Origin of the sequence: Kribbella sp. NPDC026611 (assembly GCF_040638345.1) — a bacterium.
GTDB lineage: Bacteria > Actinomycetota > Actinomycetes > Propionibacteriales > Kribbellaceae > Kribbella.
Window position 1 is genome coordinate 138,536 of the sequence record NZ_JBEZYC010000007.1, and the last position, 24,128, is coordinate 162,663.

At 68.6% G+C, this 24,128-nt stretch carries 23 protein-coding genes; 8 read left to right on the forward strand and 15 right to left on the reverse strand.

The window, feature by feature from the left end:
* Nucleotides 1-84 precede the first annotated feature (84 nt).
* A complete protein-coding gene (locus AB0E69_RS27545) occupies nucleotides 85-1,578 on the forward strand; it encodes a serine/threonine-protein kinase (RefSeq protein WP_360152065.1) in 1,494 nt (497 codons plus the stop codon).
* Nucleotides 1,579-1,587: 9 nt separating this feature from the next.
* Here AB0E69_RS27545 and AB0E69_RS27550 read toward each other — a convergent pair whose 3' ends face one another.
* Nucleotides 1,588-2,838, reverse strand: coding sequence for an MFS transporter (locus tag AB0E69_RS27550; RefSeq protein ID WP_360152068.1), 1,251 nt, complete (start codon nucleotides 2,836-2,838; stop codon nucleotides 1,588-1,590).
* Complete coding sequence (locus AB0E69_RS27555; protein WP_360152071.1) at nucleotides 2,835-4,007, reverse strand: amidohydrolase; 1,173 nt, start codon at nucleotides 4,005-4,007, stop codon at nucleotides 2,835-2,837. The genes AB0E69_RS27550 and AB0E69_RS27555 overlap by 4 nt, the downstream gene beginning before the upstream one ends.
* Nucleotides 4,008-4,059: 52 nt before the next feature.
* Here AB0E69_RS27555 and AB0E69_RS27560 point away from each other — a divergent pair, with 52 nt between their 5' ends.
* Nucleotides 4,060-4,686 (forward strand): GntR family transcriptional regulator, encoded by a 627-nt coding sequence (locus AB0E69_RS27560; protein WP_360152074.1) that lies wholly within the window; start codon nucleotides 4,060-4,062, stop codon nucleotides 4,684-4,686.
* A gap of 170 nt (nucleotides 4,687-4,856) precedes the next feature.
* Complete coding sequence (locus AB0E69_RS27565; protein WP_360152077.1) at nucleotides 4,857-5,666, forward strand: phosphotransferase; 810 nt, start codon at nucleotides 4,857-4,859, stop codon at nucleotides 5,664-5,666.
* On the opposite strand, the gene AB0E69_RS27570 is transcribed toward AB0E69_RS27565, so the two are convergent.
* Together AB0E69_RS27570 and AB0E69_RS27575 are read right to left on the reverse strand one after the other, a co-directional pair.
* Entirely contained in the window at nucleotides 5,663-6,457 is a 795-nt protein-coding gene (locus AB0E69_RS27570) for an alkylmercury lyase family protein (protein WP_360152080.1), read from the reverse strand. The two genes, AB0E69_RS27565 and AB0E69_RS27570, sit on opposite strands and share 4 nt — an antisense overlap.
* 133 nt (nucleotides 6,458-6,590) lie before the next feature.
* Entirely contained in the window at nucleotides 6,591-6,986 is a 396-nt protein-coding gene (locus AB0E69_RS27575) for a MerR family transcriptional regulator (protein ID WP_360152083.1), read from the reverse strand.
* 61 nt (nucleotides 6,987-7,047) lie between these two features.
* On the opposite strand from AB0E69_RS27575, the gene AB0E69_RS27580 reads away from it, so the two are divergent.
* On the forward strand, nucleotides 7,048-7,872 hold the full coding sequence (locus AB0E69_RS27580; RefSeq protein WP_360152086.1) for an aldo/keto reductase: 825 nt from the start codon (nucleotides 7,048-7,050) through the stop codon (nucleotides 7,870-7,872).
* Nucleotides 7,873-7,882: 10 nt separating this feature from the next.
* Here the strand turns inward: AB0E69_RS27580 and AB0E69_RS27585 are convergent, their stop codons facing one another.
* Together AB0E69_RS27585 and AB0E69_RS27590 are read right to left on the reverse strand one after the other, a co-directional pair.
* Nucleotides 7,883-8,467, reverse strand: a complete 585-nt coding sequence (locus tag AB0E69_RS27585) for a LysE family translocator (protein WP_360152089.1) — start codon at nucleotides 8,465-8,467, stop codon at nucleotides 7,883-7,885.
* A gap of 34 nt (nucleotides 8,468-8,501) precedes the next feature.
* Nucleotides 8,502-9,854, reverse strand: coding sequence for an MFS transporter (locus AB0E69_RS27590; protein WP_360152092.1), 1,353 nt, complete (start codon nucleotides 9,852-9,854; stop codon nucleotides 8,502-8,504).
* Nucleotides 9,855-9,947: 93 nt separating this feature from the next.
* Between AB0E69_RS27590 and AB0E69_RS27595 the strand changes: the two genes are divergently transcribed.
* A complete protein-coding gene (locus AB0E69_RS27595) occupies nucleotides 9,948-10,586 on the forward strand; it encodes a TetR/AcrR family transcriptional regulator C-terminal domain-containing protein (RefSeq protein ID WP_360152095.1) in 639 nt (212 codons plus the stop codon).
* A 9-nt stretch (nucleotides 10,587-10,595) separates the two neighbouring features.
* On the opposite strand, the gene AB0E69_RS27600 is transcribed toward AB0E69_RS27595, so the two are convergent.
* Entirely contained in the window at nucleotides 10,596-11,078 is a 483-nt protein-coding gene (locus AB0E69_RS27600; RefSeq protein WP_360152098.1) for a pyridoxamine 5'-phosphate oxidase family protein, read from the reverse strand.
* Between the two features lie 84 nt (nucleotides 11,079-11,162).
* Here AB0E69_RS27600 and AB0E69_RS27605 point away from each other — a divergent pair, with 84 nt between their 5' ends.
* Nucleotides 11,163-13,013 (forward strand): hypothetical protein, encoded by a 1,851-nt coding sequence (locus AB0E69_RS27605; protein ID WP_360152100.1) that lies wholly within the window; start codon nucleotides 11,163-11,165, stop codon nucleotides 13,011-13,013.
* 67 nt (nucleotides 13,014-13,080) lie between these two features.
* On the opposite strand, the gene AB0E69_RS27610 is transcribed toward AB0E69_RS27605, so the two are convergent.
* Both AB0E69_RS27610 and AB0E69_RS27615 read right to left on the reverse strand, forming a co-directional pair.
* A complete protein-coding gene (locus tag AB0E69_RS27610) occupies nucleotides 13,081-13,782 on the reverse strand; it encodes an isocitrate lyase/phosphoenolpyruvate mutase family protein (RefSeq protein WP_360152102.1) in 702 nt (233 codons plus the stop codon).
* A 7-nt stretch (nucleotides 13,783-13,789) separates the two neighbouring features.
* The gene (locus AB0E69_RS27615; RefSeq protein ID WP_360152105.1) at nucleotides 13,790-14,251 is read right to left on the reverse strand and encodes a carboxymuconolactone decarboxylase family protein; all 462 of its coding nucleotides are present in this window, start codon (nucleotides 14,249-14,251) and stop codon (nucleotides 13,790-13,792) included.
* 46 nt (nucleotides 14,252-14,297) lie between these two features.
* Between AB0E69_RS27615 and AB0E69_RS27620 the strand changes: the two genes are divergently transcribed.
* Nucleotides 14,298-15,707: a PLP-dependent aminotransferase family protein gene (locus AB0E69_RS27620; protein ID WP_360152108.1), complete on the forward strand. Its 1,410-nt coding sequence runs from the start codon at nucleotides 14,298-14,300 to the stop codon at nucleotides 15,705-15,707.
* On the opposite strand, the gene mmuM is transcribed toward AB0E69_RS27620, so the two are convergent.
* From mmuM to AB0E69_RS27645, 5 genes are read right to left on the reverse strand one after another with little or no spacing between them, the layout of a single operon-like run.
* On the reverse strand, nucleotides 15,675-16,532 hold the full coding sequence (gene mmuM, locus AB0E69_RS27625; RefSeq protein ID WP_360152111.1) for a homocysteine S-methyltransferase: 858 nt from the start codon (nucleotides 16,530-16,532) through the stop codon (nucleotides 15,675-15,677). The two genes, AB0E69_RS27620 and mmuM, sit on opposite strands and share 33 nt — an antisense overlap.
* A gap of 12 nt (nucleotides 16,533-16,544) precedes the next feature.
* Entirely contained in the window at nucleotides 16,545-17,474 is a 930-nt protein-coding gene (locus AB0E69_RS27630; protein ID WP_360152114.1) for an FAD-dependent oxidoreductase, read from the reverse strand.
* 58 nt (nucleotides 17,475-17,532) lie between these two features.
* Nucleotides 17,533-18,849, reverse strand: a complete 1,317-nt coding sequence (locus AB0E69_RS27635) for an enolase C-terminal domain-like protein (protein WP_360152117.1) — start codon at nucleotides 18,847-18,849, stop codon at nucleotides 17,533-17,535.
* Nucleotides 18,846-19,760, reverse strand: a complete 915-nt coding sequence (kdgD, locus tag AB0E69_RS27640; protein ID WP_360152120.1) for a 5-dehydro-4-deoxyglucarate dehydratase — start codon at nucleotides 19,758-19,760, stop codon at nucleotides 18,846-18,848. Before kdgD ends, AB0E69_RS27635 begins: the two co-directional genes overlap by 4 nt.
* A 52-nt stretch (nucleotides 19,761-19,812) precedes the next feature.
* On the reverse strand, nucleotides 19,813-20,691 hold the full coding sequence (locus AB0E69_RS27645) for a LysR family transcriptional regulator (RefSeq protein ID WP_360152123.1): 879 nt from the start codon (nucleotides 20,689-20,691) through the stop codon (nucleotides 19,813-19,815).
* A 116-nt stretch (nucleotides 20,692-20,807) separates the two neighbouring features.
* Between AB0E69_RS27645 and glsA the strand changes: the two genes are divergently transcribed.
* Nucleotides 20,808-22,253, forward strand: a complete 1,446-nt coding sequence (gene glsA / locus AB0E69_RS27650; protein ID WP_360152126.1) for a glutaminase A — start codon at nucleotides 20,808-20,810, stop codon at nucleotides 22,251-22,253.
* A gap of 18 nt (nucleotides 22,254-22,271) precedes the next feature.
* Here the strand turns inward: glsA and glmS are convergent, their stop codons facing one another.
* Nucleotides 22,272-24,092, reverse strand: coding sequence for a glutamine--fructose-6-phosphate transaminase (isomerizing) (gene glmS / locus AB0E69_RS27655; protein ID WP_360152129.1), 1,821 nt, complete (start codon nucleotides 24,090-24,092; stop codon nucleotides 22,272-22,274).
* Between the last annotated feature and the right edge of the window lie 36 nt (nucleotides 24,093-24,128).

Genomic DNA, 24,128 nt, shown 5'->3' on the forward strand with positions numbered 1-24,128 from the left:
CGTCTACTGGCGGTTGAAGGGTGTGTAACCCTCGGTGGGGTTGTGTCAGGTTGGTGTGGGGCGACGTTGGGTACGGGTGGCTGGGTGTTGGTGGACGAGCGGTACACGGTTGGAGAGCTCCTCGGGCGGGGCGGTATGGGGGAGGTCTATCGCGGGACAGACGACCTCCTGGGGCGAGCAGTGGCGGTCAAACTGCTGCTGCCGTCGGACCGGGACCCGCGGCGGGCCGAGCGGTTCCAGCGCGAGGCGCGGGCTGCTGCCCGGCTGAGTGATCCGCATGTGATCTCCGTGTACGACTTCGGCGAGCACGGCGACGGGTTCTTCCTCGTCATGGAGCTCGTCGAGGGTGGGACCGTCGGGGACGAGCTGACGGAGTACGGCGCGCTGCCCATGGACCGCGCCATCGACATCGTTGAGCAGGCCGCAGCGGGGCTGGCGGCGGCGCATCGAGAAGACGTCATCCACCGGGACGTGAAGCCGGGCAACCTGCTGCGGGCGCCGGGTGGCGTGGTGAAGGTCGGCGACTTCGGGATCGCTCAGGTGCAGGGCGACGGGTCGGCCACGCTGACTGGTACCGGCGAGATCATCGGCAGCGCGCACTACCTGTCGCCGGAGCAGGCGCGCGGCGGACAGGCGGAGAAGGCGTCCGACGTCTACGCGCTGGGCTGCGTGCTCTATCAGCTGGTGACCGGCCGGCCGCCGTACGACGGTGAGCATCCGGCCGCGATCCTCTACCAGCACGTGGACGCCGAGCCGGTCAGGCCGAGCCTGGAACGCCCCGAACTCGCCGGACGCTTCGAGGAGATCCTCCTCGCCATGCTGGCCAAGGAGCCTGCCAACCGCCCAACCGCCGCCGACATCGCGGGTGGTGCGCTGCGTGGCGGCCCTGTGGGTACGGCGTTCGCCGCGGCCCCCACCGCGCCACTCGCCGGAGGCACCGGCGGGCTAGCCGGAGCTGGCGTCGCCGCATTGGCTGGAGCAGGCGAAGCGAGCGCGGCCGGAGCGGGTGCCCTGGCCGGAGCTGGCGTGGGCGCAGCGGGTGTGGCCGGGGGAGCGGGTGGCGTCGGAGCAGGATTGGGTGCTGGCGGCGCGGCTGCTGGCGGACCGGGCGCTGGTGAGCGGAAGACCAAGCCGGTGATGATCGCCGCGCTGGCTGCTCTCGCGGTCGCGGGTGCCGTGATCACCGGCGCCGTACTCAGTCGCCACACCGACCAGCCCCCGACGTCAGACGTAGGCCCGCAGCCAGGAAGCACTCCGACCTCTGCGATCACAAACCCCACTGGCCAGCCAACGGACTCCACCAGCGGCGGCCCAACCACCACCAAGCCAACCACCAGCACCACCACGAAGCAGACACCCACTCAGTCGCCGACCCCCACGCCCACCCCGTCGACGACCCCCAGCACCACGCCATCCACCACTCCGTCCCAGAGCCCCACCCCCTCCAAGACCCCGACCCGCAGCACCCCCACCCCCACCCAAACCGCGTCCAACACCCCCTCCCAAACGCCCACCGCCAGCACCACCCCCACGTCACCGGCCGCCTCCAAAACCCCAGCCCCAGCCGGCAACCAGTAACCGAGCCGGTCAGGACCTCAGCCGGCGGTTCGTGGGCTCGGGTGCGCCGAAGCGGAACAGCTCGCGGGTCCAGATGCCCAGGGCAACGGTCACGAGCACCAAAAGGAATCCACAGACGAACGTCGTGGACGCGGCCCCGTAGCGCTGCGCGAAAGCGCCAATGACCAGTGAAGTCAGCGGCATCACCCCGATCGCCAGCTCCTGCACGCCCAACGCCCTTCCGTGCAGCGGCGCCTCGGTCGTCATCAGCAGCAACGTCGTCTGGAGTACGCCGAACGCCGCGCTGAAGACCCCGATCACCCCCATCAGCACGAACGACACGACCGGGTTCCGGGAGATCGCGAACAACGCCCACAGCGTCCCCCACACCGCCGTACCGACCACGAACAGCCCACCCTTGAACGGAAAGTCGCCCAACCAGGCGATCACCAGCGAACCGAGCAGGCCGCCGACCCCTGCGCAGGTGAGCAACCAGCCGAGCCCGGACGCGCCCATCCCCAGCGACGAGGCGAACACCGGCATGAACGACTGCGCGATCGGCCAGAGGAAGATGTTCGCCCCCAAGGTGATCAGCAGCACCGTCGACGCCAGCCGGTTCCGCGAGATCGCCCGCAGTCCGCCCACCACCATCCGCAACGCCGAACCGCTGTGTGCGTGCACGACCTGACCCAGGCCACGCAGCGGGACGAGGAGTGCGAGCGAGACGGCGTACCAGATCGTCGACACCCAGAGCGTCGCCGGAGCCCCGATGCCGTTGACCATCAGGCCGGCCAGGGCCGGGCTGATCACGCCCGTCATGTTGATCGCCATCGAGTTGAGCGCGTTGGCGTTGCTGAGGTTCTGTCGGCCGACAAGGTCGAGCACGAGCGAGGCCCGCGCCGGTTGCGACGGCGACTGAGCCAGGCCGAGCGCGAGCGCGCCGGCGAGCAGCACGCCGTACGACGCCCGCCCGAGCGACGCCAGCATGGCAATGACACTGACCACTCCGAGCGCCCACGCCGCCGCAATGATCAACAGACGCACGCGGTTGTGCCGGTCCGCGAGCGCACCTGCGAAGGGACCGAGCAGCAGCGGTGCCAAGCGGACCGCCCCGAACACGGCGACCAAGAACTCGGAGTGCGTGGTGTCCCAGGCGAGCCAGCCCAGCACGAGCGTCTGCGTCCACACTCCGCCGAAGAAGAAGAGGTTGGAGTACCAGAGCAGGCGGAACGGCCGGTTGTCGCGGAGCGAGCCGAGCGTCCGGCTGATGACCGTACTCACACCTGTAGCTCAGCGTTGTGTACGACGACCCGCCCGCCGGCGACGACCGTCTCCCGGCGTGGCGCGCGGACCAGCGCGTCCGGCACGTTCTCGGCGTCGACCAGTACGACGTCTGCTCGGGCGCCCTCGACCAGTCCATGCGTCGCCCGGTGCACAAAGCGGCCAGCCGTCGCGAGCTCGACCGCATACGTCAGGTCCTCGTCCGCGCGCAGCCCGTGCAGCCGGGCGAATCCCCGCGCGACCTGCAGCAGATCGCCATCGCCGTACGGCGACCAGAGGTCCCGGATCCCGTCCGTACCAAGGCCGATCGCGACCCCCGACGCTCGCATCTCCTGCCACGGCAGCGGTGCCGACCGCACCGGTGCGACCGTCGTCCACGAGACCCCGGCCGCGCCGAGCTCCGCCACCAGCTCCGCCTGCCGCGCCGGCGGCAGCTCGCCGAGGGCGAACCCGTGCGACACGTTCACCTTCCCGCCGAGGGCCGCCGCGCGCGTGCGCTCGACGATCAGCTCGTACTGGAACGCGCCGAGCTCGCCTCCGTCGTGTAGGTGGATGTCGATGCCGACATTGCGCCGTACCGCGATCTCGAAGAGCGCGTCGAGCTGGCCGACCGGATCACGGTCGATCGTCGCGGGGTCGAGGCCGCCGATGCTAGTCGCGCCCTCGGCGGCGGCCTGGTCGAGGAGCTCGAGTACGCCGGGACGCCGGAGCACGCCGTCCTGGGGAAACGCGACGATCTCCACCTCAACTGCATGGTCGAGCGCCGCCGCTGCCTCCCGGACATTGGCAATCCCGCGCAGGCCGACGCCCAGGTCGACGTCGACGTGCGTGCGCGTCGCGGTGGTGCCGTGGCGGACGAACTCGCGCAGTACTGCGGTGGCGCCGGCGACGCTGGGGATCCCGTACCTGTCCCGCTCGGCCCGCTCATGCGCGATCCGACCCTGCGTGCCGGGCTCACCGCCGTACGAGACCCACGGCTGACCCCACCAGCTCTTGTCGACGTGCGAGTGCGCGTTGACGAAGCCAGGCAACGCCAGGAGGCCGCGGCCGTCGATGCTGTCCTCCGTGTCCGGCGCCGAGCCGGCCGGGACGACCTTGTCGATGTGGTCGCCGGCGATCACGAGGTCGACCGGCTCGCCTCCCCACGGGCGGATGTTGGTGAGCAGCATGACACGAATGGTATACCAAAAATATGTGCTGATAGTGACCGGTTGGTGCGGCATGCTGACGGTGGTATACCAAACCTGGGAGCGAGATGTGGACGAGTCCGAGACCGAGCGTGTGACGCGGCAGTTGCGCGAGGAGATCCTGGACGGGGTCCGGTCGGCGGGGGAGAAGCTGGTCGAGCGGGAGCTGGCGGCGGCGCTGGGTGTCAGCCGGGTGCCGGTGCGCGAGGCGTTGAAGGCGCTGGTGGCCGAGGGACTGGTGACGTTGCGGCCGCGGTCGTGGGCGGTGGTGCGCGAGTTCACCGCGTCGGACATCGCGGATCTGATGGAGGTGCGGACGGCGTTCGAGCCGTTGACGTTCCGGTTGGCGGCGGAACGGCGTACTCGCGAAGGTCTCGAACGGCTCCGGGAGACGCTCGACGCCCACCTGGCCGCAGCGCAGGCCGGCAACGCACTGGTCGCCCGTCGAAAGGCGGCCGACTTCCACGAGATCGTCACCGAACTGGCCTCGAACGAGCTCCTCGTCGAAATCCAACGCCCACTCCGAAGCCGAATCCGCTGGCTCCTGACCCAGCACGACGACCTACTCGCCATCGCCACCCAGCACCAGGCCCTCTACACCGCAATAGCCAACCGAAACCCCACCGAAGCCGAACGCCTCGCAATCAACCATCTCCTCTAGCGGAGGCCTACGTGTATTCACCGACACCGGCGGCCGTCTCGAGCGCTTTCGATCTGGGCGATCCGGATGGCGACCTCGTGCATGTCAGACGTGGCGATGCAGATGCCTGGCGGATCGACACGTCGACCGGAAGCTATTTCGTCAAGGCGTACTTTTCGACGAGCGCAGACGTGACCGAGCAATTGGCGGTCGCAATGGCGTTCGAGCGGCGGGCATTCGAGGCGGGTGTGGACATGCCAGAGCCGGTCATGCCTCGCGACCCGATCCTGGGGTGGGTGGCGCGGATCGAGGACCGGCTGTTTCGGGTGTACCGGTGGGTCGAACACGCTGGGACTCAGCCCGATGTATTGGGTTGGCTTGGGCGGACGATGCTGCAGGTCCATCAGTTGCAGCCTGTTGGCGTCGGTCTGCCTCGGTGGTGGCGGGACGCGGTACAGCCGCCCGCGACCTGGGAGGGTTGGTTCGCCGAGGCGCGGAGTCGTGGCGCGTCCTGGGCGGGGCTCGGCGCCGACACCCTTCCGCACATCCTCGCGGCCAACGCACGCATCTCCTCGTGGTGCGAGGTCGCCCCGGACCTGGTCACCACCCACGGCGACGTCAAGCCCCACAACGTCGTCATCTCTCCCGCAGGACCGGTCTTGGTCGACTGGGACAGCGTCCGCACCGACAGCGCAGCCCTTGAGGCGGCCCGAGTCGCGTACATCTTTGGATCCGGTCACGCCCGCCAGATCCAGCGAATCCTCACCGCCTACGCCGCAGCCGGCGGCAACCTGACCTGGCCCGGCCCGGACCTCTTCCTCAGCGTCACCCGAAATCACCTCCAGACCCTCGCCGACCACATCCGCACCGCCCTCGGCGAAACCCCCACCGCCCATTGGATGGGTGACGCCGCCGCAATCGAAGCCATCATCACCAACAAACTCCGGACCCTCCCCACCCAACTCGACGAACTGCGTCGCCTCGCTGTGGCCGTCGTTTAGGGGTCGAGCAGGTGCCCGAAGAGTCGGGCGGCGAGGTCCAGAGCCTCGGATTGGGTGAGGATTTGACCAGGGACTTCTGGGTGGGCGGCGGTCCAGGCTTTCGCCGCGTCGGGGGTCGCGAAGAAGTTGAGGTAGTTGCAGCAGGTGTCGGCCGAGGGCCCGGGCGCGTCGGCGCCGATGAAGGCGACTGTGGTGGGCGGAGTCCAGGTCGTTTCATCGCCGTTCATCGCCATCGAAATCGCCTCGCCGCTGGTGGGATCGCTGGACCGAATACTCGTCGGCCGGCCGAGCATCGGCGCGATGCCCAGGGCGTCGATCGCGCACATCGCGTAGACGTCAACCTGCCCGGCAATCCGCACCCGATGCCGAGTCGGCAGAGCAGAAAACGGATAAGCAACAACAATCTCGCCACCCCCACGCAGCCGAATCGCATCCATCCCATGCAACCCACCAAGCACCTCACCCACCCTCCGCCCACCAGGCAAACCGCTGGTACTGGTGGACAGTTGCTCCGGGGTTGGTGGGGCACCTGTGGTGGCGAAGGTGCGGAGGATGGTTTGGTGGGTGGTCTTCTCGGCTGGGTCCAGGGGGAGGGCGCGGGTGCGCCAGGCGCTGAGTACTGCGGTTGGTGAGGTGGCTGCGGTGAGTGCGGTTCGGAGCTGGTCGGTGCTGGGTATGCGGACGACCTGACCCTGGTCGCCGCGGTACAGCCGGCACGACAGGCTGGGCGCGACGGTGACGGTGGCGAAGGGGTCGGTGCCGTTGAGGAGGAGGGTGGGGGAACCGGTCATTCGGAGCTCGGCGGCCTGTGCCTCGGTGGTTATTTCGTGGGTGGTGACGGGAGGGTCGTGACCTCGTGCAAGCGTTGGAGGAGGGGGGCGAGGTTGGGGCAGTCGGGGACGTGGAGGACTACCAGGTCGACGCTCATCGGGGTGGCTCGATTGCTTGCAGGAGAGGGCAGGTCCGGTCGGCGCGGGGAAGGTCGCAGGTGGTGATCAAGGCGCCGAGGGAGGCGCTCATCCGTTGGAGATCGGCGATGCGAGCGTCCAGGTCCGCCTTCCGTGACGTCGCCAGGGCCCGGGCGGTATCGCAGCTGGTGGGGCCGCCGGTGTTGAGGTGGAGGAGTTCGGCGACCTCGTCGAGGATGAAGCCGAGCTCCTGGGCCCGCTTGACGAACCGGAGCAGCTCCACGGCATCAGCGGGGTAGTCGCGATACCCGCCGGCTGTCCGCGGCGGCTCGTCGAGCAGGCCGCGACGTTCGTAGTACCGCAAGGTTTCGGTGTTGACGCCGGCCTGCTCGGCCAGCTGACTGGTCCGCATGTCCCGATCATCGACCCCGGACCCAGCTACGGAGTCAAGGGCGGCGTGGTAGAAGTGGAGAATGACCAATGCGCAGGTGACGCGGGAGCTCTCGAACGGTACTGCGATTCCGGTGGTGGGGCTGGGGGTTTGGCAGATCAGCGACGGGGCTGAGTGTGAGCGCGCGGTGACTGCAGCGCTCGAGGTCGGGTATCGGTTGATCGATACCGCACAGGCTTACCGCAACGAGACGAGTGTGGGCCGGGCGATCCGGAGCAGCGGCGTACCGCGGGAGGAGATCTTCCTGACCACCAAGTTCTACCCGGGTGGGAAGGATGCTCGCGTCGAGGCGGAGAAGAGCCTCGAGCGGCTGGGCACGGAGTACCTCGATCTGTACCTGATCCACTGGCCGCAGGGCGGGCCGACGTGGGCCTGGCCGGGGATGGAGGCCGCGGTCGAGGGCAACCTGACCAAGGGGATCGGGATCTCGAATTTCGGCGCCGACGAGGTTCGCGAGCTCGCGAAGGTGGCGCAGATCCAGCCGGTGGTGAACCAGATCCAGTTCAGCCCGTTCGAGTACCGGCGCGGTCTGGTCGAGACCTGCGAGGACGCCGGCATCGTGGCGCAGGCGTACAGCCCGCTGGGTACCGGTCGGCATCTCGACCACCCGGCGATCGCCAAGCTTGCCGAGTCCACCGGCCGGACGCCCGCTCAGGTGCTGATCCGCTGGGCCATGCAGAAGGGCCTCTCGGTCATCCCGAAGTCGGTCCACCAGGCCCGCATCGAAGAGAACTTCAACGTCTTCGACTTCGAACTCGACGACGACGCCATGGCCTCCCTCGACGCCCTCGACACAACCGGCTCCACCTCCGACGCCCTCTCCAAGAGCGGCAAGTGGTGGTCCTGACCCCCTCCGGCTACTGACCGCCGGCCGCCACGCGCAGCCCGAGGCCCACGAGCACGCCTGCGCTCATAGCATCGACCCACCGCCTGACCCTGGTCTTCCGAAACCACCCACCAGCCCGGGCGACACCTGCTGCGAGCGCCAGGTACATGGCGGTCTCCAGCGCGACCTGCACGGCAGCGAGAAGGGCAGTGGTCGCGAGTAGCGGCCGGTCATGAGGTACGAACTGCGGGTAGAACGCGATCATGAACACGGCCGCCTTCGGATTGGCCAGCGACACCATGAGGGCCTTGGCGAAGGTCCGGCCGTGCCCTCGGACCGCCTCTGCAGGCGGTACCTCAGCACCCCGGCCGCGCCACGCCTTTACCCCCAGGACGACCAGCACGGTCGCTCCGGCTACCCGTAGTACGACGAACGCCACCTCTGACGCAGCTACCAGTGCAGCGAGACCAGCCGCGGCCAGCAGTGCCCACAAGTAGAGGCCCACCTCCAGGCCAGCCACCGTGGGTACTGCGGCGCGGAAGCCTCGCAGTGCAGCCTGTCGCAGGATCAACGCCATGGCTGGACCAGGCGCGGCGCTGATGAACACGACAGCCACAACAAACGACGGTAGTGAATTGAGGAGGTCCATTTCACACCGGACAGGCGGCTGGGGTGGTGCGGAGGCGTAGAGCGAAGATCAGCGTCGCGAGGATGCCGGCGGCGATGACGAAGACGGTTGTTCGGATCCCGTCAGCCGCTGACGCGCCGGCGTTGGCGACGAGGACGAGTGCGGCGAGGCCGACGGACGCGCCGATGCCTGAGCTTGTCGACACCATGCCCGACGCGACTCCCTGCTTCCGGTCGGAGACCCCGGTGGCTGCGGCGATGAACATCATCGTGAAGACCGCGCCGTCGCCGGCACTGACCAGCACCAGCCCGGGTACGAGCGCGACGTACGTCCCCGCCGACATGCCCACTCCGAGAGCACCGGCTCCCACCGCACCAATTGCCAGCGCGGCCAGCAAGGTACTGCGCAGCCCGAAGCGAGTCACCGCCTGCCCAGCGACCGTCGACCCGGCCACGACGACCGCGGTGGGGAGGAGGAAGCCCAGACCGGTCTCCAGTGGGTCGTAGCCGCGCACGTCCTGCAGGTAGATCGACAGGAAGTACAGCAGCGATCCGAATGTCGCCGCGAACAGAAACGCGATCACCAAAGCCACTACCAGCACAGGGTTCCGCAGCAGGTTCGGTGGGACCAGCGGGTCCGGACTGCGGCGTTCGATGCGGACAAACGCGACCAGAAGGACAACGGCCACCGAAGACATCAGCACAGCCGCGCCCCACCCGAGCGCAGGCCCCTGGACGAGCGTGAACACGAGCAGCGTCACCGCACCGGTCACCGTCAGCGCACCGGGCAAGTCGAACGACCTGCGAGCCACCGGGTGCCCACGGTCGAGCAGCGGCACCGCCAGTACGAGCGCGACACCGACCAGCGGCACGTTGACGAAGAACACCGCTTCCCACCCGAACAGCCGCGTCAGTGCGCCACCCAGCAGTACTCCGATCACCAGACCGGCTGCCCCGGACCCACCCCAGATCCCCAGCGCCCGGTTGCGGTCCCGCCCCTCGGCGAACATCGTGTTGATGATCGCCAGCGTGCTCGGGAACACCAGTGCGCCACCAAGCCCCTGCAGCGCTCGGGCGCTGAGCTGCCAGGCCGGTCCGGTCGCCAGACCACCTGCCAGCGACGCGACGCCGTACAGGACGAGGCCGGTCATCAGCATCCGGCGGCGGCCGAGCAGGTCGGACGCGCGGCCGCCGAACAGCAGGAAGCCGCTCGACGCGATCGCGTAGGCGCTGATCACCGACTGCAGGGTCTGCGCGGAGTATCCGAGCTCGTGCCCGATCTCCGGCAGCGCGACCACGACGATGTACTGGTCCAGCGACACGATCAGCATCGCGAACGACAGCAGCGCGAGTGCTGCGGACTTCCTCCGCTCCATGACTCCTCCTCGGGTAGCCCTGATTCGTACTGTACGGCACAGTTCAGATGAACTCAACCGTTCAGTTCAGATATCTGCTAGGCTGAAGGCATCATGGTCAAGACATCTCCCCGTGAGCTCACCGGCGACCGGGCAGCGCGGAAGCGGGAAGCGATCATCTCGGCCGCGCGGGCCGCGTTCATCCGCTACGGTTTCGACGCCGCGGTGGACGCGATCGCCGCCGAGGCCGGCGTGTCCAAGGTGACCGTCTACAACCACTACGGCGACAAGGAAACGCTGTTCAAGGCCGTCGTCGGCGATGCGCTCGAGAGTGCGCTGGCCGGGGCGATCGCCGGGACCGCGCAACGCCTGGAGGAGACCGACGACCTGCGGGCCGCGTTGAAGTGGACGGCGACCGCCTGGGTTGCCGGCATGACCCAGCCGGACGTGCTGGCCCTGCGTCGTCTTGTCACCAGTGAGGTGCGGCGCTTTCCCGAGCTCGGCGCCGCCTGGCGGGAGCACGGTCCGGATCGTGCCCGCCCTGCCCTCGTGCAGGCCTTCGAGCGCCTGATCGCGGCCGGCCGACTCACCATGCCCGATGTGGAGACCGCTTTCATCCAGCTCAACGCCCTCGTTCTGTACCCGCACCTGGTCGCCAGCACGTATGGCGACACTCTCGACCCGCACACCACGCAGCAGCTGATCGACACCGGCGTGGACATGTTCCTGCAGTACTACGCGTACCGCGACTAGCCAGGCCCTCTAGGACTTGGCCTTGATCAGGTCCTCGACGGCCTTCGGGATCGTGGTCTCGAAGTCGAGCAGCTTGGCCCAGGTCGGGGTGACGGTGATGACCGCCATCTCGTCGTACAGGCCCTTCACGCCGGCTTCCCACTCCGGGTACTGCTCGTCGGTCATCACCTTGTGGCCGGCGGTCAGGTAGCCCTCGGGCACGCCCGGCACGACCTCGACCTCGGCGGTGCCGCGGATCAGCAGCACCTTGGGCGGGAACTTGCCCTGGTCGATGGTGATCGCGACCTTCGGGTTCTGCCGCAGTGCCGGGACCTTGGCGGACTTCGGCACGGTCGCCATCACCAGCTTGTCGCCCTCGACCCAGAAGCCGATCGGGATCACGCGCGGGTCGCCGTCCAGGCCGACGTAGGCGAAGCGGGCCGGCTCGGGGCCGTTCAGGAGCTGCTGCGAGTACGGCTTGGCGAGGATGTCGGCGATCTGCTGCTGGTCCATGATGCTGGTTCCTTTCCGGAGGAGTGTTCTCATCAAGGGGACGAGACCGGTCCGGCGTTCTCTACATGGATAGGTTGATCAACTGTGGAGATCTTCGCTTTCGGTCCTGGGTTGATCCATGTTGACGATGATGGATCGGTTGATCAGGTCGTCCACCCGGACGGCCGTCAGGTGTTGCGGGCAACCGATGTCGATCATGCCTGGGGCAAGGGTTTCGTCGTCACGGACCGCGGATCGCACCGGTTCGACAGCCCGGTGCTCACGCGCTGGCGGAGCAGTGGGATCGACCTGCTCTACCAACTGGGCGGGCTGGAACTGCGGGTCGGTCGGCGCTTCGGTGAGCAGTGGACGGAGACCTACGAGGTCCGCAACACCACAGCGGACGCCATCACGATCGGCTCGCTCGCGGTGAGTACGCCGTACCGCGACGTCTACACCTCTAGTCGCGAGAGCCTCACTGGTGCGGTACACGCGCACGTCTGGACCGGGGGAGCGGACGCCTGGGTGTGGGCAGTGCCGATGGACGGCAGCAGGCCCGGTCTAGGTCTGCAGCTCAAGGAGGGCGAGCTCTGGGCGTACTCCATCGAGTCACGCGACCCTGGTAGCTCCAGCAACGTCCGCGGCCAGATCTACCTGCATGTCACCGACCAGGCCCGCGCGCCGCACACGCTGGGCGGCCAGCCGACCATCACCTTGCAGCCCGACCAGTCCTACCGCTGGACCTGGCAGCTCGCTTGGTACGACGACCTCCCCGCCTTCCACGCGGACCGCCGACCCGTCGTCGACGCGGACCGTCTGGCAGCTGAGGTGGGCGAGACGATCCACCTGACCGACGGCACCACGGTGACCAGCGACCATCCCGGTATCACCTACGTGGACAGGGCTAACGCGCGCATTGCCGTCCTCTTCCACGAGCCGCTCCAGCAGCTCGCAGTACGCCGGGTGCGCTTCATCCTGGAGCACCAGCGACGCCCGGAACTCCCGGACAGCCGCAAGCACGCGTTCGTCCCGTACGACAACGACAGTGGGCTCACAGTGCTGTCCGGTGCTTGGCGGGACTGGTCCGACGCGCGAGAGCGGATCGGTATGGCGCTACTGCTCCAGGAGGTCCGCAAGCAGGGCTGGGTAGACGTGGATGAGGCGCTGACCGGCTACGAGCAGTTCGTCCGCGAGCACCTGCTCGACGCCGACGCGACCATCAAGGACGACAGCCTGCACGAGTCCGCGGTACGCCTCTACAACTTCCCCTGGTTCGCCCGCTTCCTCCTGGGCCAAGGAGATCGCGACGGTGCCACCCGCATCCTCAACCGGTACTACGAACTCGGCGGCGACCACTTCCTCGCCTTCGACCTCGGTCCACTGCTCACCGAGCTCGGCCTGCACGACCACCTGATCCGCCACGCAAAGACCTTCATCGAGTACGGCGACGAGCTGCCGCCGCACGAGGTCAACTACGAGCAGTCGATGGTGGCGCCGCTCCTCGAGCTCCTGGTCGCCGCGTACCGGGTAGCGCCGGACCAGATCGACGCCGGCGAGCTGACGAGGCGCCTGCCCTGGCTGACCGCGTTTGCCGCCGACCAGCCGGACGTACGGCTCCGGCACGTCCCCATCCGGCACTGGGACGGCTACTGGTTCGGCCGGCTGCGGCTGTGGGGCGACGTGTTCCCGCACTACTGGTCGGTGCTCAGTGCAGCCGTGTACGCCGCTTGGCCGCGCGAGCTCGTTACGCTCGAGCAGGCGGCGTGGCTGGACGCTGCCGAGGAGGCGATCCTGCGCTCGAATCTGGTCAACTTCCGAGCAGACGGAACGGCCACCTGTGCCTTCGTCTACCCGAGCTGCGTCAACGGACAGCCTGCCCATACAGCCGATCCGCTCGCCAACGACCAGGACTGGGCCCTCGTCTACGCCCTGCGAAGGACACCGCCCCGCACCTGACCGTGGCGGTAGCGAGCTGGCGGAAGTCGGTTGGGGCGGGGCCGCGCAGAGGGCGGCCCCACCACGGCTATCCCAACGTGGGTAGTAGTTCTCGTAGCCGATCGTTGAGGTAGGTGTGCAGGCTGGTGCCGTAAGTGATCCGGGTGGCGCCGGCCATCGCCAGGTCGGCGGCCGACGGTCCGTCCGGCGACGCGTGAGCGTTGATCGGCCCGCCGACAGCGTGCGCCACCTCGGTCAGCTCCGGTGCGGGCGCGAGGATCGGGTACACGCAGTCCGCCCCGGCTCGCCGGTATGCACGGCCACGAGCGATCGCGTCCTCCGCAGTACCGCCGCAGAGGAACACGTCAACGCGCGCGTTGATGACCAGGTCGGCACCGGCCGCGGCCCGCACCTCGGCCAGGTAGTCAGCCTGCTCGGCCACGTCGACCAGCCGGCCGTTGACCGAGTCCTCGAGGCTGCAGCCGACCGCACCGGTCTCCAGTGCGCGGTCGACGAACTCCTTCGGTGGCAGGTGGTACCCCGCTTCCAGATCCGCGGTGACCGGTACGTCGACCGCGCGCACGATCCGGGCGACCGCGGCGAACATCATCGCCGCCGGCGTCTGCTGGCCGTCGTCGTACCCGAGGACGCGGGCGACCGCCCCGCTGCTGGTCGCAACAGCGGGGAAGCCGGCCTCGGCGATGATACGCGCGCTGACCGGGTCCCAGGCGTTGGCCAGGATCAACGGAGTGCCGCCGTGGTGCAGCGCGCGGAACAGTTCGGCTGTCATGGCCGGTTCAGCTCGGCTGGTAGTGGCCGGGCTCCATCTTCCCGGTCACGCCGACCCGGGTCCACATGTTGATCGTGATGATCAATGCGATCAACTGTGCAAGCTCCTTCTCGTCGAACGCGTTGGCCGCAACGTTGTACACGTCGTCCGGTACGTGATCAACGCTGACGAGCGTGATCGCCTCGGTCAGCTCGAGGGCCGCCTGCTCCTGCTCGCTGTAGAACTTCTTCGCCTCGCGCCACACCGGCAGCAGGGTGATCCGTTGCTGGTTGTCGCCAAGGTGCAGCAGGTCGAGCGAGTGCATGTCAGTGCAGTACGCGCACCCGTTGAGCTGGGAGGCGCGGATTCGGATCAGGTTGGCGAGCTTGGGGTCGATGCCTTCGTCGGAGACCCGGTCCAGCTCGATCATCGCCTTGTAGAAGTCAGGAACCAGGTTGGCGAGCTTCACTCGCCGCGTCGTTGTGCTCATGACTCCAACCTAGGCGCGGATCGGCCCAGGTGTATGGTCCACTTTCATGGAGGATTCACGGGCCACTTCGCCGTCGGACGGAGCCAGAGCCGAGGCGGCCGGCGCCGATCTGCATCTGGAGTTGAGCGCGACTCGCGGGCGCAACGACCTCGTCCAGGCGTTGCACGAGTCGATCCGGACCGGGCGGCTGGTAGCGGGGACGCGGCTGCCGTCGTCACGGTCGCTGGCAAAGGACCTCGGGATCGCGCGGAACACGGTCGCGGATGCCTACGGGCAGCTGGTCGCTGAGGGCTGGCTGACTGCGCGGCAGGGGTCCGGGACGGTCGTGGCGAACAGGGCCGCCGTACCCACGACGCCGGCTGCTGCCCGGCCGTTGGAGAAGACGTACCGGTACGACCTGCGGCCGGGCACGCCGGACGTGGCGACGTTCCCGCGGACCGAGTGGCTGGCCGCGACGCGGAAGGCGCTGACGATGGCGCCGAACGAGGCGTTCGGGCTGGGCGATCCACGCGGGCGGCCGGAGCTGCGGCAGGTGCTGGCGGACTACCTGGCGCGGGCGCGGGGCGTGCGGGCCGATCCGGAGCGGATCTTGATCTGCTCGGGGTACGTGCAGGCGCTGAGCCTGCTGGGGGAGATCGTCAAGACACTCGGCGGCACAACGATGGCGGTCGAGGAGTTCGGGTACGGGTTGCACCGCGACGTGATCCGGGCACGCGGACTGTCGCCCGTCGCCGTACCCGTGGACTCGCTGGGGGCCTGTACGTCGGAATTGACGGGGGAGGGGGTGCTGCTGACGCCCGCGCACCAGATGCCGACCGGCGTGCCGCTCGCGCCGGAGCGTCGTACGGCGGCAATCGAGTGGGCGCGCGAGACAGGTGGGGTGCTGATCGAGGACGACTACGACGGGGAGTTCCGGTACGACCGGCAGGCGGTCGGTGCGCTGCAAGCGCTCGATCCGGAGCGGGTCGTCTACACGGGTACGGCGAGCAAGAGCCTGGCGCCTGGTCTGCGCCTGGCGTGGATGGTCCTACCCGAACACCTGGTCGAGCCGGTGGTCGCCGCCAAACGCACGTCCGACTATCAGACCGCCACCATCGAGCAACTGGTCCTGGCCGAATTCATTGCCTCCGGCCACTACGACCGCCACGTCCGTCGCTCCCGCCTGCACTACCGTCGCCGCCGCGACCGCCTGGTCGAACTCCTGTCCGTCCGGGCTCCCAACGTGCAAGTGGCAGGCATCTCCGCCGGCCTGCACGTCCTCCTGGACGTCCCCGGCGACGCCGAAGACATGGTGGCCAGAGCCGCTCGCCAAGGCCTGGCCTTGGCCAGCCTCACCACGTACCACTTCAACCCCACCCCAGCCACCCGCCAAGCAGTGATCGTCGGCTACGGCACCCCACCCGACCACGCCTACCCCGGCGCCCTAGACCTGCTGTGCCAGGTCCTGGGCGTGTAGTTCGCGGATCTCGTCAGGGCCGATCCGACAACACCCACCGACGTACTCCGCTCCCCAGGTCGGCGCGAGAGCCGCCAAGCTGATCTTCGCACCCGTCCAGCTGCGAGCGCCGGCGTCCCAAACCTCGCCGCTGTTCGGGTAGGCAACCGCCGGCTTCCCAGTCACCGACATCGCGGTCGCCACGGCGGCCGCCACGTCCGTCGGCGAGCAGCAGTTGATGCCTACCGCAACGACTTGATCGATGGACGGAACGGCGAAGGCTTCGGTCAGCGGTTGGCCGGCGCGGGTACGGTCGCCTTCGATCGAGTAGGAGAACCAGGCGGGGAAGTCGAGCTCTGTCAGCAATGCGACCAGGACTTCGGCTTCCCGGGTGTCCGGAATTGTTTCGATGGCCAGGAGGTCGGGCTCGGCGGCAATCAACAGCTCAAGCCGCGGTGCATGGAAGTCTCGGAGGGCTGCGGAGCTGACGCCGTAGTTCCCGCGGTACTCCGACCCGTCCGCGAGGTAGGCGCCGTACGGTCCCACGGACGCGGCCACCAACCGATCCGCACCGAACTCGTCGCGGGCCTCGCGGGCGAGGAGGACGCTGCGCGTGATCAGGCGCTCGGCTTCGGCCCGGCTGAGGCCGGCTTGCTGGAAGCCGGGGAGGCTGGCCTGGTAGCTCGCGGTGGTCGCCACGGCCGCGCCGGCTTCGTAGTACGCGCGGTGAACAGCGGCGATCTCCTCGGGAGCGTCTTTCAACAGCCGCGCCGACCACAGCGCGTCCGAGAGGTCGTGGCCGCGGGATTCCAGGGCGTTCGACATGCCGCCGTCGAGAACGATCACCTCTCCAGCGTATTAGGCCAGCTGACCCGCTAGGTCGAAGACTTCGCTGGCGCAGCCCCAGGAGAGAGTGATGCCGGAGCCGCCGTGGCCGTAGCAGTGGATGATGGGCGTGCCGGCGGCGGCGCGGACCAGTTCGCAGCGGACTGAGGGCCGGGCGGGGCGCAGACCAACCCGTTGGCGGATGACGCGCGCCTTTCGAAGCTGAGGGACGAGTTCGAACGCCCGGTCCAGGATCTGTTGAGTGGTGTCGGGGTCGACGGCAAGGTTCCAGTCGTTGGGCTGGCTGGTGCCGCCGACGATGACGTCGCGTTCGCGGGGGATGACGTACGTGAGCTCGTCCGGCCCGCGATCCGCGATCAGCCACTCGCTCAACCCGCACGGCTCGAGCGTGAGGACCTGTCCGCGGACCGGCGTCACCGTCGGGTCGCCCGCCATCAGCCGCGCACCGAGTCCGCTGCAGTTCACCACCAGGTCCGCCTCGGTCGGCAGCGCGGACAACGCCGCCCGCGTCAACGTCCCGCCGGCGGCTTCGAGGCGCTTCACCAGCGTCGGCAGGTACGTCGGCATGTCGATCACCGGCGCCGTGTACGACCACCCGTCAGCGAACCCGGCCGGCGGCGACGGCACCCGCGCGAAGTCATCCAGTACGTCGGCCCAGGCCGGATCCGCCGTCCGGTCGACCAGGAACTCCCGCCCGTGCCGCAGCCGGATCGACGGCTCCAGCTCCGCCAGCTTCACGAACTCGTCGTACGACGTCCGCGACCAGGCGGCGACCCGGTCCACCGGCGCCGACAGGTACGGACCCCAGATCGCGGCCGCGACCGCCGACGTCGTCTCCAGCGGCAGGTCCCGGGCGAACACCGCCACCTCGTACCCGCCCTCGGCGAGCCGGACGGCACAGGTCAGCCCGATCACGCCGGCACCCACCACGATCACGCGCATTCACAAATTGTTACCCGCCGACCGCAATCCCGCCACCGTTGCCAACGGCATCATCAGCTCAGCGCAGCAAACACGGCCGTTTCGGGTCGAAGGTCCAGCCCTCGATCAGGTACTGCATCGCCACCGCGTCGTCGCGCGATCCCAACCCCTGCCGCAGATACAGCTCGTGCGCGGCGGCCAACGCCTCGCGATCAAGCTCCACACCCAGACCTGGCCCAGTGGGTACGGCGATCGCTCCGCCGGCGATCTGCAACGGGTCCTTGGTCAGCGCCTGCCCGTCCTGCCAGATCCAGTGCGTGTCCAGCGCGGTGATCTCACCCGGCGCCGCGGCACCCACGTGCGTGAACATCGCCAGCGAGATGTCGAAGTGGTTGTTCGAGTGTGAGCCCCAGGTCAGTCCGAAGTCGCGGCAGAGCTGCGCGACCCGCACCGACCCGGCCATCGTCCAGAAGTGTGGGTCGGCCAACGGAATGTCGACGGCGTCCGTCCGGATCGCGTGCGCGAGCTCGCGCCAGTCGGTCGCGATCATGTTCGTCGCCGTCCGGAGCCCGGTCGCGCGGCGGAACTCGGCCATCGTCTCGCGCCCGGAGTACCCGGGCTCGGCGCCGCAAGGGTCCTCGACATACGCGAGTACGTCGTCCAGTCCGGAGCAGACGGCGATCGCTTCGCGAAGGGACCAGGCACCGTTCGGGTCGATGGTGATCCGAGCCTTCGGGAACCGCTTGGCGAGGGCCCGGACCGCCTCGATCTCGGTCGCAGCGTCGAACACGCCGCCCTTCAGCTTGAAGTCCTTGAAGCCGTAGCGCTCCTGAGCGGCAACCGCCAGCTCGACCACCGCGTCGGTGGTCAGCGCGGGTTGACGTCGCAGCCCGGTCCAGCCGCCGCCAGGTTCGGTCAGATAAGGAAGGTCCGTCCGGGCTGAATCTCCGACGTAGAACAAGTAACCCAGGACTGGGACCTCGGTGCGTTGCTGCCCGTCGCCAAGCAATTCGGCTACGGGTACGCCGAGATGTTGGCCGAGCAGGTCCAGCAGCGCGGACTCGAGCCCTGTCACAGCATGGACCGTGGTGCGGAGGTCGAATGTTTGTAGCCCGCGGCCACTGCTGTCTTCGCCCGCAAACGTGGTGGAGACGGTGTGTAGCAAGCTTCGATAGCGGGCCAACGGCTGGCCGATCAACAGCGCCGTGGCCTCGCGGATCGTGGTGGTGATGGACTCGCCGCCAGGCACCTCGCCCAGGCCTGTGTGGCCCGAGCTGTCGGTGACGATGACGATGTTGCGGGTGAAGAACGGGCTGTGCGCGCCGCTCAGGTTGAGCAGCATGCTGTCGTACCCGGCGACCGGGACAACCTTCACGGACTCGATCGTCGGCGTCACTTCACCCTCCCGATCAGCTCGGTCAACTGCGCCCGTTCGTCCGCGGTCAGGTCCTGCAGCGGCGGTCGCACCGGCCCGGCGTCGCGCCCGACCGCCGTCACGCCGGCCTTCACGATCGACACGGCGTACCCCTTGGTCCGGTCGCGGAGGTCCAGGTACGGGATGACGAACTCGTTCAGCTTCCGGTAGACCTCGGCCCGGTTCTGCGCGAGCACGTCCGCGTAGAACCCGAGCGCGAACTCCGGCACGAAGTTGAAGATGGCCGACGAATACGTATTCATACCGAGCTGCAGCAGCGGCAGCGCGAACGTCTCCGCCGTCGGCAGCCCACCGATGTACGTGAGCCGGTCGCCGAGCCGCGCGTACGTCCGCGTCAGTTGCTCGACGTTCCCGACACCGTCTTTCAGGCAGACGAAGTTCGCGTTCCGCTCCGCCAGCGCCGCGACAGTCACGTCGGTCAGGACCGCATTCGCCCGGCTGTACACGATGACACCGAGCCCGGTACTGCGGCACACGGCCGACACGTGCTCGATCAGTCCGGCCTGCCCCGCCTCGGTCAGGTACGGCGGGAACAGGAGCAGCCCGTCCGCGCCCGCCGCTTCGGCCGCCCTCGCTTGCTCAACCGCCGTCGCCGTACCGCCGGTCGCCGGCGCGATCACGGGGACCCGCCCGTTCACCTCGGCCACCGCCGAACGCACGACCGTGTCGATCTCGGCCGGCGTGAGCGAGAAGCCCTCGCCGGTACCGCCCGCTGCGAAGAGTCCGGCAACGTCGTACTGGCTCAACCAGGACAAGTGCTGCCGGTACCCGCCCTCGTTGAAGCTCAGATCGGCGTTGAAGTGCGTGACGGGGAACGACAGCAGCCCGGTCTTCAGCCGCGCGGCGAGCTCAGAAGGCGAGTAAGGAGTCACGCCGGTCAGCCTAAGAACGTCCGTGGATACCTGTCCAAGATCGTTTGTGGATCTAGTGATGCTCAGGGAGCATCGTCAGCACCCGCTGCAGCACCGGACTGGTCGAGTCCCGCCGCCAGATCGCGTGCAGCTCGACCGGCTCACCCGGTACGCCGAGCTCGCAGTACGCCACGCCCTCGACGCCGAGCCGCCGCGCAGACGCGGGCACCAGCGCGACCCCACGACCGGCGGCGACGAGCAGGATCACGGTCAGGATCTGCTGCACCCGCTGTTCGATCCGGGGCTGGGAGTCGGCGAGGAACCGGACTGTCAGTTCGTGGAAGTACCGAGCCTGGCTGGGGGAGTAGCTGATCACCTGCTCGTCGGAGAAGTCCGCCGGAACCAGTGGACGTCCCAACGACGCCAGCCAATGGTTGCCGGGGACAACGGCGTACAGCGGCTCGCGGAACACGATCCGGGAGTCGAACGTGCGGGTGTCGAACGGCGGCCGGCCGAGTCCCAGATCCAGCTCGCCGCGCAGCAGACCGTCGAGCTGCGCCGGCGTCACCCGCTCGTGCAGGATCACGTCGACGTCCGGCAGCTCCTCGGACAACCGGCGCAGCAGCGGGCCCAGGGTCCGGATCGCCGAGGTCGCGGTGAAGCCGAGCCGCAACGTCCCTGCCGCGCCCTGGTCCACGCGGCGGGCAAGATCACCCGCAGTCTCGACCAGGGCAAGCAGCCGCCGAGCCTCGGTCAGAAACGCCTGACCCGCGTCGGTGAGCTCGACGCGCCGGTTGTCGCGCTCCAGCAGCCGCACCCCCACCGCGCGTTCGAGCTTCTGCACCTGGCGGCTCAGCGGCGGCTGCGTCATGTTCAGCCGCTCGGCAGCGCGCCCGAAGTGCAGCTCCTCGGCGACGGCGACAAACGCATTCAGCTGATCGAGCGAGAACATGATGCCGAAAAGGTATCAATTGCCGCCGCCAGGGCCGCAACGGATCACACAGGTGTTTGACGCTGCCGTAACACCGGGTGACCGGCTCGGAAACACGCGCCATACAAGCTCGTGACATGGCCGAATTCGACGTGGAGAGTCTGTTCCGCTCGTTCGACACCGATCGGACGAACGTGGTCTGGAAGTGGAAGCTGCTGGCGGAGCTGGAGCGGGCCGGGTTACGCGCAGACGATCCGCGGGTCGAGCACGCGCTGCCCTGGGTGCTGGAGAACGTCGGCGCCGGTGCCGACGCGCGGATCGCGCCGTTCGAGCGCGGCCAGCCCGAGTGGCTGGATCGCGACCAGTTCCAGTACCTCCTGCGCGAGCCGGTGATCCGGAAGGCGCTGACGGACGACCTGGCCATGCCGACGGACGAGTTCGCCGAGTTCACCCAGGGCGTCGAGGAGATCTACGCCGACCTGCTGGACGAGCGCTCCGGCGAGGTCGCCGACTATATCCCGACCCTGGCCACGGCCGACCCCGAGCAGTTCGGGATCGCGGTCTGCACCGCCGACGGCCAGGTGTTCATGATCGGCGACGCCGAGAACCCCTTCAGCGTGCAGTCGACGTCCAAGCCGTTCAGCTACGCGATGGCTCTCGAGGAGCACGGCGCGGACTTCGTGCACCAGTACGTCGGGCAGGAGCAGAGCGGCGGCCCCTTCAACGACCCACTGCGCTCGCTGGACGCATCCGGACGGCCGCACAACCCGATGATCAACGCCGGCGCAATCGGGACACTCGCCCTGGTCGACGCCGACCTCGACGATTCCAAGCGGTTCGAGAAGCTCCAGCACACCTGGAGCACGATGGCCGGGGCCAGGGTGCGAATGGACGAGCCAACCTTCCTGGGCGAGCAGGAGACGGGCCACAACAACCGCATGTTCGCCAGCGCGATGGCCGGCCGGGACACGCTGTACAAGCGCTCGAACCGGATGTACGGCCCGATCGAGGCGACCGACTTCTACTTCCGGGTCTGCTCCCTGGAGGTCGACGCACGACGGCTCGCCGCGGCCGGCGCGACCCTGGCCGGTGGCGGCGTGGCGCCGTACAAGGGTCAGCGGGTGTTCTCCCAGGAGAACACCCGCCGGGTGCTGAAGGTGATGGAGCACAGCGGGATGTACAACGACTCCGGCAAGTTCTCCGGCAAGGTCGGGCTGCCGGCCAAGAGCGGCGTCTCCGGCAACGTCCTGATGGTGGTGCCGAGCAAGCGGCTCGCGGTCGTCGCGTTCTCACCGCGGCTGGATCCGGTCGGCAACTCCGTCCGCGGCGTCCAGGTCTGCGAACGCCTGGTCGAGAAGTTCGACCTGCATCCGCTCCAGGACCTCGGCGCGGACAAGAGCCGGGCTGCCGAGGCTGCCCACCGGGTGGCGCTCGGCGGTGTCGCCACCGCCGGCGCACCAGGCGAGCGGACGACGACGGACGAGAACTTCTACGGCTCGTACGAGGGCGGAGCTGCAGGCCGTCACAGAGCGGCGGCCCCCGCCACGACGAACGTGACGAGGGCCGGTGGGCCGCAGTTGTGATGGCCTGGCGGTTCGGGCCTACTCGACAGTGACCGACTTGGCCAGGTTGCGCGGCTTGTCGACGTCGTGGCCGAGGGCAACGGCCGCGTAGTACGCGATGATCTGCAGCGGGATCGTGAGCAGGATCGGGTCCAGCTCCGGCTCGTTCTTCGGGACGACGATCTTCGCGTTCACGCCGTCCGGGACCTCGACGCCCGGGTGGGTGACGACGTACAGCGGGCCGGAGCGGGCGCCGATCTCGTGCAGGGCGCCGATGTTGCGGTCGAGCAGCTCGTCCTGCGGGACGATCGCGACACTCGGCACGTCCGGCGAGATCAGCGCGAGCGGGCCGTGCTTGAGCTCGGAGGTCTGGTACGCCTCGGCGTGCCGGTACGAGATCTCCTTCAGCTTCTGCGCACCCTCACGCGCGACCGGGTAACCGCGGGTCCGGCCAACGAAGAAGAGCGATTCGTGCTGGGCGAGCCGGCCGGCGATCTTGGCCAGCTCCTCCTCCTGCGCGACGATCGACTGGATGTGCTCGGGGAGCTTCTTCAGGCCCTCGATCAGCCGGCGGCCGTCGGCGGGGGAGACGTCGCGGATCCGGCCGAGGTGGATGCCGAGCATCGCGAACCCGACCGCCATGTTGGTCAGCGCCTTCGTCGACGCGACCGAGACCTCCGGGCCGGCGTGCAGGTAGACGCCGCCGTCGACCTCGCGGGCGATGCTGGAGCCGACCGCGTTCACCAGGCCGATCACCCGGCCGCCCTTGCGCTTCAGCTCCTGCACGGCCACCAGCGTGTCCAGCGTCTCGCCGGACTGACTCACCGCCACATACAGGGTGTCGCGCTCGACCACCGGATTGCGGTACCGGAACTCCGAGGCCGGCTCGGCGTCAGCGGGGATCCGGGCGACCTCCTCGATGAACTGCGCGCCCATCTGGCCGGCGTAGTACGCCGAACCGCAGCCGAGGATCTTGACCCGCTTGATCTCCCGCGCCTCGCGCGCGTCCATGTTCAGGCCGCCGAGGTGGACGGTGTGGAAGCGCTCGTCCAGGCGGCCGCGGATGACCCGGCCGACCGCGTCCGGCTGCTCGTGGATCTCCTTCATCATGAAGTGCTCGTGCAGGCCGCGCTCGTACTCGTCGGCCTCCCACTCGACCGTCTTGGCGGTCTTGGTGGTCGGGGCCGCGTCCTGGGTGAAGGTGCGGTAGCCGTCGGCGCGGACGGTGGCGAGCTCGCCGTCGTCCAGGTACACGACCTGGCGGGTGTAGCGGATCAGCGCGGCCGCGTCCGAGGCGACGTGCATCTCGCCGTCGCCGATGCCGAGGATCAGCGGGCTGCCGTTGCGGGCGACCACGATCCGGTCCGGGAACTCGAGGTCGATGACCGCGATGCCGTAGGTGCCCTCGATCCGGCGCAGCGCGGACAGCACCTTCTCCTCGAGGGTGTCGCCGTCGGAATGCTCGATCAGGTGCGCGAGTACTTCGGTGTCGGTCTCGGAGCGCAGCTTGACGCCGGCGTCCTCGAGCTGCGAGCGGATCGCCGCGGCGTTGTCGAAGATGCCGTTGTGCACGACCGCGATCCGCTCGTTGCCGCTGGTGTGCGGGTGCGCGTTGTCTTTGCTCGGGCCGCCGTGGGTGGCCCACCGGGTGTGGCCGATGCCGAGCTTGCCGCCGAACCGCTTGGGCAGCGACGCCTCCAGCTCACGGACCCGGCCGGCGTCCTTGTGCACCTTCAGCTCACTGGATCCGAGGACCGCGACTCCGGCCGAGTCGTAGCCGCGGTACTCCAGCCGGGCGAGTCCGTCCACCAGGATGGGGGCGGCCGGCTTGGTGCCGACGTACCCGACGATTCCGCACATGTAGTGGTGCCTTTCGAAAGGGTGTGGGTGTCCCGC